The sequence below is a fragment of the Actinomadura parmotrematis genome (assembly GCF_019458805.1).
GTDB lineage: Bacteria > Actinomycetota > Actinomycetes > Streptosporangiales > Streptosporangiaceae > Spirillospora > Spirillospora parmotrematis.
Genome location: NZ_JAIBOA010000012.1, coordinates 49,004 through 60,508, shown reverse-complemented (window position 1 = coordinate 60,508; position 11,505 = coordinate 49,004). Strand labels below are relative to the sequence as shown.

The following is an 11,505-nucleotide window of genomic DNA, read 5'->3' as shown; positions in this document are numbered from 1 at the left end:
ACCGGGTCAACCGGGCGTCCCCATCGGGAGTCACTGTCTACAATCCGCGTCCAGGAGAGGCCGCCTTTAGCAGAGGCGCCCCCGCGGCCGATTACGGGGGAGTCATGGACCGGGCAAACGCAGGTAACCTTGCACGCCAAGGCATATCTTCCCGGCGAGGTGGGGCCGGGCCTCCCCGGAGGGCCGGCGGTGGCGACACCGCACCGCATATCCACCGGACCCCGACACTGTGACGATGAGGGCCATGAGAGGACGTGTACTGGTCGTCGACGACGACCTCGCGCTCGCCGAGATGCTCGGCATCGTGCTGAGGGGCGAGGGCTTCGAGCCGTCGTTCGTGCACGACGGCGACAAGGCGCTGGAGGCGTTCCGGGAGAGCCGGCCCGATCTGGTGCTGCTCGACCTGATGCTGCCGGGCGCCGACGGCATCGACGTGTGCCGCCAGATCCGCGCCGAGTCCGGCGTGCCGATCGTCATGCTGACCGCCAAGAGCGACACCGTGGACGTCGTGCTCGGCCTGGAGTCGGGCGCCGACGACTACATCGTCAAGCCGTTCAAGCCGAAGGAGCTCGTCGCCCGCGTCCGCGCCCGGCTGCGCCGCACCGACGAGCCCGCCCCCGAGACGCTCACCATCGGCGACATCACCATCGACGTCGCCGGGCACTCGGTGAAGCGCGCCGACAAGCACATCCCGCTGACGCCGCTGGAGTTCGACCTGCTGGTCGCGCTGGCCCGCAAGCCCCGGCAGGTGTTCACCCGCGAGGTGCTGCTGGAGCAGGTCTGGGGTTACCGGCACGCCGCCGACACCCGCCTGGTCAACGTGCACGTGCAGCGCCTCCGCGCCAAGATCGAGAAGGACCCGGAGCGGCCCGAGATCGTGGTGACGGTCCGCGGCGTCGGCTATAAGGCCGGCCCCGCCTGATGCCCGGCGGTCCCGGATGAACGCGGTGAAGCGGTCGGCGCGGCGCGCCCTCGCCTCGTCGCGGCGCCTCCTGCGGGCCGTCTACGTCCGCCAGCGCCGGTCCATCCAGCTGCGGGTGGTCACCTCCACGCTCTGCATCTCGGCGGTCGTGGTGGCGATCCTCGGCGCCTTCCTCACCCAGCAGATGTCGAACGCGCTGATGAGCGGCAAGGTCAAGGCCGCGCAGCTCCAGCTCGACGAGGGCCTGTCGACGGTGCGCGGGCAGCTCGCCGACCAGCCCGAGACCGGCGACCGCCTCAACAGCGTGATCAACACGCTGAAGGAGCGGAGCGGCCCGTCCGGCCTGTACGAGGTGTACATCCGCGACGTCCACGACCAGTCCCTGGACGGCTACAGCTCCAACGAGCTGCGCGCCGAGAGCATCCCGCAGCGGCTCCGCGACGAGCTCGGCAACGCCCCGCCCGACACCACCGCCTACACCTTCGGCCGCCTCACCTACAACGGCCGCGCGTCCGAGCCCGGCCTGATCGTCGGCGGCAAGTCCGGCCAGTTCGAGCTGTACTACCTGTTCCCGCTGACCGAGGACCAGCACACCCTGACGATCGTCAGCCGCTCCCTGTGGGGCGTCGGCGTCGTCCTGCTGCTGCTGCTCGCCGCGATCGCCTCCCTGGTGACGCGGCAGGTCGTCATCCCCGTCCGGCTCGCCGCGCAGGGCGCGCAGCGGCTCGCCGCCGGCCGGCTGGAGGAGCGGATGCGGGTCCGCGGCGAGGACGACCTCGCCCGCCTCGCCCGCTCCTTCAACGAGATGGCCGCCAACCTCCAGGAGAAGATCGGCGAGCTGGAGGACCTGTCGCAGCTCCAGCGCCAGTTCGTCTCCGACGTCTCGCACGAGCTGCGCACCCCGCTCACCACCATCCGCATCGCCGCCGACATGCTCTACGAGTACCGCGAGCACTTCGGCGACCCCGCCGTCGGCCGCTCCGCCGAGCTCCTGCAGAGCCAGCTGGAGCGGTTCGAGGCGCTCCTCGCCGACCTGCTGGAGATCTCCCGCCACGACGCCGGCGCCGCGACCCTGGACGCCGAGTCCCTCGACATGCGCGACCTGGTGCTGCGCGCCGTCGGCGACATCCAGAACCTCGCCGAGCGCAAGGGCTCCAAGGTGCTGCTCCAGCTCCCCGGCGAGCCCTGCATGGCCGAGGTCGACCGCCGCCGCGTCGAACGGATCATGCGGAACCTGCTGGTCAACGCCGTCGAGCACGGCGAGGGCGAGGACATCGTGGTGTCGGTCGCCGCCGACCGGGACGCCGTCGCGGTCGCCGTCCGCGACCACGGCGTCGGGCTGAAGGCCGGGGAGGGGCAGATGGTCTTCGACCGGTTCTGGCGCGCCGACCCCGCCCGCGCCCGCACCACCGGCGGCACCGGCCTCGGCCTGTCGATCTCCCGCGAGGACGCCCAGCTGCACGGCGGCTGGCTCCAGGCGTGGGGCGAGCCCGGCGCCGGCTCGCAGTTCCGGCTGTCGCTGCCGCGCGTCGCGGGCGCCGAGCTGCGCGGCTCGCCGCTGCCGCTCGTCCCGCCCGGCGCGGGCGGCCGGCCGCTGTTCGCCGAGCTGGAGGCGGGCGAATGAGCGGCCGCCCCCAGCGGGTCCCCGCCGCCCTCGCCGCCGCGCTCGCGCTCGGCCTCGGCGGCGCGGGCTGCGCCACCGTCCCCTCCGGCGGCCGGGTCGTCACCGGCCACGCCGGCGGCCAGGCCGAGCAGGCCGACGACCCCTACGTCCGGCTGATCCCCGCGCACCCGCGCGCCGACTGGAAGCCCGACCAGCTCGTCGCGGGCTTCCTCGCCGCGTCCGGCAGCTTCGACGACGACCACCGCGTCGCCCGCGAGTACCTGACCGGCTCGTCCACCGCCTGGAACCCCGGCGCCCGGCCCGCCGTGACGGTCGTCGACGCCTGGCAGGCCCCGCAGGCCGAGCAGACCGGCGCGTCCACCGCCACCGTGCAGGTCCGCGGCAAGCGCCTCGGCCGCATCGGCCCCGACGGCCAGTACATCGCCGACCCCGAGGACATCTCCGAGGAGTTCCAGCTCACCCGCGGCTCGAACGGCTGGCGGATCTCCGGGCTGCCCGACGACGCCCGCGGCGGGCTGCTGCTCACCAAGAGCGACGTGGACCGCTCGTTCCGCACCATGAACCTGTACTACTTCGCGCCCGAGCGGGCCACGCTCGTCCCGAACGGCATCTTCCTGCCGCTGGTCAACCGGCGCGACCTGCCGTCCCAGCTCGTCCAGGCGCTGCTCGCCGGGCCGAGCTCCTGGCTCGGCACCGCGGTGAAGAACGACTTCCCCGAGGGCACCCGGCTGCGCCGCCTCACCCTGGACAACGACACCGCCACCGTCGACCTGTCCGGGCAGGCCCGCCGCGGCGACGTCGACCGCATGTCCGCGCAGCTCGCCTGGACGCTGCGGCAGCTCTCGGAGATCAAGCAGTGGAAGCTGCAGATCGACGGCGACACCGTCGCGCCCGAGGCCACCGGCGAGGTCCAGCCGGTGCGGGCCTGGCAGGGCAACGCGCCCGACGGCCCCGACGCGCCGAGCACCCGCACCGGCTACGTCATCGACGCCGCCGGGGCGCTCAGCCGGCTCGCCGGCGACCGGCCGCAGCAGGTCGCGCTCGTCTCGCGGCGGCTCGTCCGGCCCGCGGTGTCCAGCGACGCCCAGGAGTTCGCCGGCCTCAGCCCCGACGGCCGCACCGTCCTCACCGGCGCCCTCACCAACGGCGGCGCCACCGCCCTCCGCACCCTGCTGACCGCGCACGCCGGCACCCGCTTCACCGCGCCCGGCTACGACCGCGACGGCACGCTGTGGACGGTGGAGACGTCCGCGGACAAGTCCTGGCTGTGGACGCGGCCGCGCGGCAAGCCCGCCGTCCGCGTCCAGGAGTGGGGTCTCAGCGGCCGCGAGGTGACGGCGTTCCGGGTCGCGCGCGACGGCGTCCGCGCCGCCGCGATCGTCAAGGTCGACGGGGCCACCCAGATCCAGATCGGCCGCATCGTCCGCTCCGCCGACGGCACCCCGGCCGAGGCCGGCTCGTTCCTGCCGGTGAGCGCCGAGCTCGCCGCCACCATCGACCTGGCCTGGCGCGACTACGGGACGCTCGCCGTCCTCGGCCGCCGCCAGGGCGACCAGCGGGTGCTGCCGTTCCTCGTCCCGGTCAGCGGCTCGGCGGTCAGCTCCATCGGCGTCGGCGCCCTCGGCGACCCCACCACGATCACCGCCGCGCCGGGGCAGTCCGTCCTCGTCGGCATCGAGCAGAACGGCACCCGGCAGGTCTGCCGGCAGAGCAGCCCGAGCGAGCAGATCAGCGAATGGGTCTGCGCCATCCCCGGCACCGACCCCGCCTACCCGTACTGAGCCCTCGGGGGAAAAGCGCTGGACGTCGGGCCCGGCCCGGTGCCAGGGTCCGCCCCATGCCGATCGACCAGCACCTGCTCCTCGCGTTCACCGCGACGTCCCTCGTCGCGATGATCGCCCCCGGGCCCGACATGATGTTCGTCCTCGGCTGCGGGATGCGCGGCGGGCCGCGCGCCGGCCTGCTGGCGACGGCGGGCGTCGCCACCAGCGAGGCCGTCCACGTCGCCCTGGCGGCGGCCGGGCTCGCGGCGCTGTTCGCCGCGGTCCCGACCGCCTTCCTGGTGCTCCGCACCGCCGGCGCGGCGTACCTGCTGTACCTGGGCGTCCAGCTCCTTAGGCACCGCGAGGACCACGTCCCGGACGACGTCCCGGCGGGCGGCGTGCGCGGCGGCCACGCCTACCTGCGCGGGCTGCTGACGAACCTGCTGAACCCGAAGATGGTCACCTTCACCATCGCCTTCCTGCCGCAGTTCATCGACCCGTCGCTCGGGCGCGTCTGGGTCCAGTTCACCGTCCTCGGCGCGATCCTCATCGCCCTGGAGTTCGCGATCGACGGCGCGGTCGGCGTCCTCGCCGGCCGCATCGGCGCCTGGCTGCGCCGCCGCCGCACCGCCCGCCGCCGCCTCGACACCGCCACCGGAACCCTCTTCGTCGCCCTCGGCGTCCACCTGGCCACCGACCGCTGACCCCCCGGTCACCCCCGTCGAGATGCGGCGTGTTGGGCACTTTCGATCTCCGAAGTGCCCAACACGCCGCATCTCAACGTCTGATGACCAGGTGGTCGCGGCCGTGCGGATCAGGCGAAGGCGGCGGCGTTGCGGGCGGCCCAGTCCGCGAACGGGGCGGCGGGGCGGCCGAGGACCCGCGCCACGTCGGGGCTCACCGCCCGCTCCTCCGCCGTCGGCTCCCCGATGATCGCCAGCGTGCCGTCCGCCACCGGCGCGGGCATGAACGCCACCATCCGCTCCCGCGCCTCCGCCCGCGTGAGCTCGGCGAACGCGACGGGTTCGCCGATCGCGGCGGCGATGGCCGCCACCTGCTCGCGCGGCGTCACGGCGGCCGGTCCGGTGAGGGTGTACGCGCGTCCGGCGTGGCCGTCCTCGCGCAGCACGGCCGCCGCGACGTCCGCGATGTCGTGGGGGTCGACGAGCGGCAGCGCGACGCCGCCGAAGGGCGCCTCCACCCGGCGGCGCGTCCGGACGGACTCCGCCCAGGCGAAGGAGTTGGAGGCGAAACCGCCGGGCCGCAGCACGGTCGCCTCCGCATTCGCGGAGCGGACGGCGTCCTCGAAGGCGCGCAGCCGCGCGTGCGAGACGAGGCCCGGCCGCGTCACGGTGGCCTGCGAGGACAGCAGCACGACCCGCCGGACGCCCGCCCCCTCGGCTACTTCCAGCAGGCGCTCCGGCGCCTCGCCCGAGACGAGCTGCTCGCCCGCGATGAGCAGGAAGAGGGCGTCCGCGCCGTCGAGGGCGCCCTTGAGCGAGGCGGCGTCCCCGAGGTCGGCCCGCACGTGCCGGACCCCGTCGGGCAGCTCGGCGGCGCCGCGCGACACGGCCGTCACCTTCTCGCCGCCGTCCGCGAGGGCGCGCACGAGCCGGCGTCCGACGTTCCCGGTGGCCCCGGTCACTACGATCATGAGAACCCCTCATAAGTCAGTTGGCTAACTAACTTCACGCTACGGCACGCGCCGCCGCGCCGTCTACACTCAGTCAGGTGGCTGACTCAAGAACTTCGCGCGGCTCCGCCAAGCGCGACCGCCTCGTGGCGGCCGCCGTCCGCACCTTCCACGAACAGGGCGTGGAGAAGACCCGCCTGGCCGACATCGCCGAGGCCGCCGGCGTCCCCCTCGGCAACGTCTACTACTACTTCAAGACCAAGGACCAGCTCGTCGAGGCCGCCCTCGGCTCCCACGCCGGCGCCCTCGCCGCCCACCTGGCCGCCCTGGACGCGCTGCCCGCCCCCGCCGACCGCCTGAAGGCGCTCGTCCAGGGCTGGATCGACCAGAGCGACGTCGCCGCCCGCTTCGGCTGCCCCACCGGCACCCTCGCCTCCGAGCTCGACAAGCGCACCGACGGCCTCGACCGCGCCGCCGCCGACACCATGCGCCCCCTCCTCGACTGGCTGGAGTCCCAGTTCCGCGCCCTGGGCCGCCCGGACGACGCCCGCGACCTCGCCGTCGCCCTCCTCTCCGCCTACCAGGGCGCCTCCCTGCTCACCAACACCTTCCGCGACCCGGCCCTCCTGGAGACCGAGGGCCGCCGCCTCCAGTCCTGGATCGACACCCTGGCCCGACCCACCCCACCCGGGGCCTAGCCCCACGCCGGCCGGCAGCCTGGCCCCACTGCCCGGACCGCCCGCGAGGCGAAGACTTCAAAGCGTTCCCCCGCACACCTCGATGGGAGACGCGATGAACCTCCTCCTCGCCCGCCGCCTCACCGGGACCACCGGGCTCGCCGCCGCCGTGGCGCTGCTCCTGGAAGTCCCGCTCTACTTCGTCTACTCGGGCGCGCCGCCCGCCTCGAACGTCCTGAGCCGGCTGCTCATCGGGGTCCTGGCCCTCGGCTGCGTCCTCGCGTTCGCGCTGTCGTTCCGGGAGCTGGTCGGCCAGGCCGACCCGCGCCACGCCTGGATCGGCCGCTTCGCCGGGACCGCCGGCCCGGCCTACGCCGTCGTCACCCTCGTCTCGTCCGGCCTGGAGGCCGGCGCGGTCATCGCCTCCGACCACCCGATCGACCCGACCATCACCGTCACCGGGACCTACATCCTCTACGGCGCCATCGGCCGGATGCTCATGGCGATGTTCCTGGGATCGGTCGGCCTCGCCATCCTGCGCACGTCGATCCTGCCGCACTGGGCGGGCCTGCTGACCTGCGCCCTGGCCCTGCTGAACCTGGCCTTCCTGCCGTCACTGTTCTTCGGCAGCACCCCGGCCCACTTCTACGCCGCCAACGGCTGGGGCACGACCGCCCTCATGGGCGCGATCTTCAGCTGGTGGCTCCTCGGCACCTCCCTCGCCCTCCTCCGCCATCCCAAGCCACCCACGACCTGACGAGGCAGCCCACCAACGGAACGCCCCTCGCCTCGCACTATGCGGAACGAGGGACGTTCCGCGTTGGCTACAACCCCTTGACGACACCCGCGAACCGACGAAAGCCGGCCCGTCCGACCAGAAGCCCACCACCGTGGGGGTCCTTACTGTCGCGAACAGCGACACTCCCGGGAACGGCGGCCAGTTCGATGCAGTCGCCCTGATTCTCGGCGCTGTGCGAAGACTTGCGCCATGCGGCTTTGCTCAGATCCATCATTCGCCCACCTTCCGGGATGGCTGCCTTGCATACGTACCCGAAATACACAAGGCCACATGCCCTCGGGAAGACCTGACGAACGCGGACCCGATCGGTGGCCGTCCCTCCCCAAGCGGTCATACTTTCGGTTGCGAAAGCTTGACGAGAGAACGTCCCCTCGCCCCCGCGCGATGTGGGACGAGGGGACCGCGGAGAGCTACAGATCCTTGATCACGCCGACGAAGCGACGGAAGTCGGCGTGGTCGAGCAGGAGCTCACCACCGTGGGGGTTCTTGCTGTCGCGTACGGCGACGCTGCCGGGAACGGCGGCCAGTTCGACGCAGTTGCCGCCGTTGTTGGTGCTGCGACTGGCTTTCCGCCATGTCGCGCGGCTCAGGTCCATTTCTCGTGTACCACCTTACGGATGATCTCTTGGGTTTCCCTCACTGAATAGGCGTTCGCCCGCAAGGAGGTGAGCGCCTGCGAGAGAGTACCGATCTCCTCCTTGCCGCTCATGGTCAAACCCCGGACGGCGGTGTCGACGTACGCGATCTGGCTGCGATCGTCCATCGTCGCGAGCACGCAGGAGCCGGACAGGCCGTCGTGCAGCCCGTGCGGCACGACCTGCACCGTCAGGCCGCGGCTCGAAACGTCGATCAAGTGCTGCAACTGCTCGCTCATCACCTTCGCGCCGCCGATATCACGGCGAAGGACGCTCTCGTCCATGAGGACGGCCAGCGTCGGGGGAGCGGGATCCGGGCGGGTGAGGATGGTCTGCCGGGAGAGGCGGCCCTCCACCTTCGCGTTGTCGCCGAGCAGGGCGGCGGCGTATTCCGGTGTCTGGAGCAGCCCATACACCACGGAGATCTCCCATGCGACCAGCTCGACCGCTTCGGCTTCAATGACAGGCCAGTCGAACCACGTCGGGTAGGGGGCGTCCTTGACGAGATCGTTCCAGAGCCGGAGGAGGGCGCCGTGCGCTTCGAGGTGTCCGTCCAGATGCTCGGCGAACTCCTCAGTGCAGCGCGTCTTGCCGCCCTCGACCAGCCCGATGTAGGAGCCGCTCACCGGGAACCGCTCGCCCAGGCGTTCCTGGCTGAGCCCCAGGCGCTCCCGGTAGAAGCGGACCTGGTTGCCGAAGGCGACCAGCGCGGGATTCGCGAGCTGGGACTTGCGGGCTCGTCGCACCATGCTCCAATCATCTCCCAAGTAGCTGCGAGCGCATAGCGACTGGACACAATCAGTCGCCGAATGAACGCTGCCTGTTTCCGCCGATGGGCGGTGCTCGCAACACGGGGAGTAGCGAACGCGTGACCTTAGTGGCGTACACCCACCACAGTGCGGAGGTCATCAGCCATGATCCGAAATTCAGGCGACAAGCCGCCGGGGGCCGCGAACGGCGTTACCTCTCTCATGATCGCGGCGACCCCCGAATCGATCAAAAGCGCGCGTGATTTCGTGGGGCGCTGGTTCTACGACCACGGGCTCGACCAGACGTCCATCGACCTCGCCGAGACCGTGGCCACCGAGCTGGTCACCAACGCCTACCGGCACGCGGCGATGCCCGGCGAAGGGATCATCGTCCGGCTGTTCGTCTCCGATGCCGGGCCGGTGCTGGAGGTGTGGGACCGCAGCGAGATCAAGCCCGAGGTCCGTTCCCCCAACGCCGAGAGCACCAGCGGCCGCGGGCTGATGATGGTCGAGGCGATGACGCCCATGTGGGGCTGCATCCCGCTCGCCTCTGGCGGCAAGGCCGTATGGGCGGTGCTCCACGCCGAGCGCGCGGACGAGGAGTGCCCGGCGTGACGGGGCGCGAGCGCCGGTTCCATCCCGTGTATCTGCTGGTCTTCCGGTCGAAGTCCGTCCGCCGCACGCTTCGTGCGGTGCTCGACGAGATCGAGAACCAGCGTTACCTCGCCGAGGAGATGGGCAAGCTCACGGCGCGGCACGACAAGAACGGTCGGCATGTCGATGCCGCGTTCTGTAAGGGCCAGGCGGTGGCGCTGACCACGATCGCGGACGGTCTTGAGAGTCTTATCCACGAAGGGCTCGGGGTCTGCGGGCAGTGGCGCCGCCAGACGCGCGGGGCGGACCCGCGCCCCTGACGGGAAGCCTTCCGGTAGCGACAGCCGGACCGCGAACGCCCCGCCGCCGTGTCCGCCCCACCGCGCGCTTCGGCGCGCGGCGCGTTGGCCTCCTTGGAGAACCGAGGCGGCCGACGTGCCGCAGCGCGACTTCGGGAGGGCGGCGACTCGCCTGCGTTCGGTGCCGCTGAGCCGAAGAGGTCAGAGACCGGCGCCGCCGGTGGCGTCGATGACGCGACCGGTCACCCAGCGCGCGTCGTCGGAGGCGAGGAAGGCCACGATGTCGGCGATGTCCTCCGGGCGGCCGACGCGGCCCAGGGCGGCGAGGGAGGCGGCGTGGGCCTGGGCGGCCGGGTCGTCGCGCAGCCAGCCCGCGTTGACGTCGGTGTCGACGATGCCGGGGGCCACCGAGTTGGCCGTGATGCCGCGCGGCCCCAGCTCCTTCGCGAGGTTGAGGGTGAAGGTGTCCAGGGCGCCCTTGGTGGCGCCGTAGGCGATGATCTCCGGCATGGCGAGGCGGGCGGCGCCGCTGGAGATGTTGATGATCCGCCCGCCGTCGCGCAACCGGCCGAGCCCCTCGCGGACGATGAAGAACGGCGCGCGCACGTTCACGGCGAAGACCTCGTCGAAGTCCTCCTCGGTCAGCTCGGCCAGGGCCGCGCTGCGGCCGATGCCGGCGTTGTTGACGATGATGTCCACCACCGGCTCCCCGGTGTACTCGCCGATGCGCGCGTCGAAGGCGGCCCAGAGGCGGCGGGCGTCGCCGTGCCGGCCCAGCTCCGCCCGCAGCGCGAAGGCGCGGCCCCCGTTCTCGGCGATGTCCGCTACGACCTCGCCCGCCGCCGACTCCTCGCGGGCGTAGGCGACCGCGACGATGGCGCCGTCCCGGCCCAGCCGCTGCGCGATGGCCCGGCCGATGCCCCGGCTGCCGCCGGTGACCAGCGCGACCTTGCCCTCAAGTGCTCCTGCTGCCATGTCCGTACCATCCCTGATTTATTGAGTGACCGACCAAGAAATACGGTAGCAGCATTCTTGAGGGAACGTTCTACAATGACGGCGTGGGCGAGACGGGGACGAAGCGAGGGCGGCCGCGCGGGTTCGACCGGGCGGCGGCACTGGAGGCCGCCACTCGGCTGTTCTGGGCGCACGGCTACGGCGCGACCTCCATCGGCGAGCTGACGGGGGCGATGGGCATCCGGCCGGGCAGTCTGTACGCGGCCTTCGGGGACAAGGAGTCCCTGTTCCGCGAGGTCGTGCAGAACTACGGCCGTTCCTCGGCCGGCGGGTTCATCGGCGTCGCCCTGCGGGAGGAGCGCACCGCTCGCGGGGCGGTCGCCCGCATCCTGCGCGAAGCCGCGGTCGTGTACTCCGATCCCTCCCACCCGGCCGGGTGCCTGACCATCAGTGCGGCCACCAACGTCACCCCGCAGGACGCTGCGATCGAGGCGTTCCTGCGCGACCTGCGCACCGAGGGCTTGGCCGCCATGGAGGCCCGCCTGCGGAAGGCGCGCGAAGACGGCGAGCTGCCCGCGGACACGGATCCGCGCTCGCTGGCCGCCTACTTCGCCGCCGTCGTGCAGGGCATGTCCCAACGCGCCCGCGACGGCGCCACCGCCGCCGAGCTCACGAGCACGGCCGAGCTGGCCATGAAGGCATGGCCCGCCCCCGACACCGGGAGCAGCGAGGACTCGACCCTGGCGACCGGCTGAGCCCAGCAGCGAACGCCGACCTCCGCGCGATGGACTCCGCGCTGGACCGGGGTGTCACCTGATCTTCGGCCTGGCGCCCTCACCATCGGCCGGCCCCGCCG

General features: G+C 72.4%; 14 protein-coding genes. 9 read left to right on the top strand and 5 right to left on the bottom strand.

What is annotated here, in order from left to right; all coding sequences use genetic code 11:
* Positions 1 to 244: 244 nt before the first annotated feature.
* The 4 genes from mtrA to K1Y72_RS19455 are packed head-to-tail and all read left to right on the top strand — an operon-like array spanning position 245 to position 5,013.
* Entirely contained in the window at positions 245 to 922 is a 678-nt protein-coding gene (gene mtrA / locus K1Y72_RS19470) for an MtrAB system response regulator MtrA (RefSeq protein WP_220167810.1), read from the top strand.
* A gap of 16 nt (positions 923 to 938) precedes the next feature.
* Positions 939 to 2,546 (top strand): MtrAB system histidine kinase MtrB, encoded by a 1,608-nt coding sequence (gene mtrB / locus K1Y72_RS19465; protein WP_220167809.1) that lies wholly within the window; start codon positions 939 to 941, stop codon positions 2,544 to 2,546.
* Positions 2,543 to 4,327 carry an LpqB family beta-propeller domain-containing protein gene (locus tag K1Y72_RS19460; protein ID WP_220167808.1) on the top strand — a complete coding sequence of 595 codons (1,785 nt, stop codon included), beginning with the start codon at positions 2,543 to 2,545 and terminating at the stop codon, positions 4,325 to 4,327. The genes mtrB and K1Y72_RS19460 overlap by 4 nt, the downstream gene beginning before the upstream one ends.
* A gap of 56 nt (positions 4,328 to 4,383) precedes the next feature.
* Positions 4,384 to 5,013: a LysE family translocator gene (locus tag K1Y72_RS19455; protein WP_220167807.1), complete on the top strand. Its 630-nt coding sequence runs from the start codon at positions 4,384 to 4,386 to the stop codon at positions 5,011 to 5,013.
* Between the two features lie 110 nt (positions 5,014 to 5,123).
* Here K1Y72_RS19455 and K1Y72_RS19450 read toward each other — a convergent pair whose 3' ends face one another.
* Positions 5,124 to 5,963 carry an SDR family oxidoreductase gene (locus tag K1Y72_RS19450; RefSeq protein ID WP_220167806.1) on the bottom strand — a complete coding sequence of 280 codons (840 nt, stop codon included), beginning with the start codon at positions 5,961 to 5,963 and terminating at the stop codon, positions 5,124 to 5,126.
* Positions 5,964 to 6,040: 77 nt separating this feature from the next.
* Here K1Y72_RS19450 and K1Y72_RS19445 point away from each other — a divergent pair, with 77 nt between their 5' ends.
* Both K1Y72_RS19445 and K1Y72_RS19440 read left to right on the top strand, forming a co-directional pair.
* Positions 6,041 to 6,640 carry a TetR/AcrR family transcriptional regulator gene (locus K1Y72_RS19445; RefSeq protein WP_220167805.1) on the top strand — a complete coding sequence of 200 codons (600 nt, stop codon included), beginning with the start codon at positions 6,041 to 6,043 and terminating at the stop codon, positions 6,638 to 6,640.
* A 94-nt stretch (positions 6,641 to 6,734) separates the two neighbouring features.
* Positions 6,735 to 7,376 carry a hypothetical protein gene (locus K1Y72_RS19440; RefSeq protein WP_220167804.1) on the top strand — a complete coding sequence of 214 codons (642 nt, stop codon included), beginning with the start codon at positions 6,735 to 6,737 and terminating at the stop codon, positions 7,374 to 7,376.
* Between the two features lie 67 nt (positions 7,377 to 7,443).
* Here the strand turns inward: K1Y72_RS19440 and K1Y72_RS19435 are convergent, their stop codons facing one another.
* The 3 genes from K1Y72_RS19435 to K1Y72_RS19425 form a co-directional block, all read right to left on the bottom strand.
* Positions 7,444 to 7,629 carry a DUF397 domain-containing protein gene (locus K1Y72_RS19435; RefSeq protein WP_220167970.1) on the bottom strand — a complete coding sequence of 62 codons (186 nt, stop codon included), beginning with the start codon at positions 7,627 to 7,629 and terminating at the stop codon, positions 7,444 to 7,446.
* Positions 7,630 to 7,828: 199 nt separating this feature from the next.
* Positions 7,829 to 8,014 (bottom strand): DUF397 domain-containing protein, encoded by a 186-nt coding sequence (locus tag K1Y72_RS19430; protein ID WP_220167803.1) that lies wholly within the window; start codon positions 8,012 to 8,014, stop codon positions 7,829 to 7,831.
* On the bottom strand, positions 8,005 to 8,802 hold the full coding sequence (locus tag K1Y72_RS19425) for a helix-turn-helix domain-containing protein (RefSeq protein ID WP_220167802.1): 798 nt from the start codon (positions 8,800 to 8,802) through the stop codon (positions 8,005 to 8,007). The genes K1Y72_RS19430 and K1Y72_RS19425 overlap by 10 nt, the downstream gene beginning before the upstream one ends.
* Before the next feature lie 165 nt (positions 8,803 to 8,967).
* On the opposite strand from K1Y72_RS19425, the gene K1Y72_RS19420 reads away from it, so the two are divergent.
* Together K1Y72_RS19420 and K1Y72_RS19415 are read left to right on the top strand one after the other, a co-directional pair.
* Positions 8,968 to 9,417, top strand: a complete 450-nt coding sequence (locus K1Y72_RS19420; protein WP_308287145.1) for an ATP-binding protein — start codon at positions 8,968 to 8,970, stop codon at positions 9,415 to 9,417.
* The gene (locus tag K1Y72_RS19415; RefSeq protein ID WP_220167800.1) at positions 9,414 to 9,716 is read left to right on the top strand and encodes a hypothetical protein; all 303 of its coding nucleotides are present in this window, start codon (positions 9,414 to 9,416) and stop codon (positions 9,714 to 9,716) included. Before K1Y72_RS19420 ends, K1Y72_RS19415 begins: the two co-directional genes overlap by 4 nt.
* Before the next feature lie 180 nt (positions 9,717 to 9,896).
* On the opposite strand, the gene K1Y72_RS19410 is transcribed toward K1Y72_RS19415, so the two are convergent.
* On the bottom strand, positions 9,897 to 10,670 hold the full coding sequence (locus K1Y72_RS19410) for an SDR family oxidoreductase (RefSeq protein ID WP_220167799.1): 774 nt from the start codon (positions 10,668 to 10,670) through the stop codon (positions 9,897 to 9,899).
* Positions 10,671 to 10,753: 83 nt separating this feature from the next.
* Here K1Y72_RS19410 and K1Y72_RS19405 point away from each other — a divergent pair, with 83 nt between their 5' ends.
* Positions 10,754 to 11,404 (top strand): TetR/AcrR family transcriptional regulator, encoded by a 651-nt coding sequence (locus tag K1Y72_RS19405; RefSeq protein ID WP_220167798.1) that lies wholly within the window; start codon positions 10,754 to 10,756, stop codon positions 11,402 to 11,404.
* Positions 11,405 to 11,505: the final 101 nt, after the last annotated feature.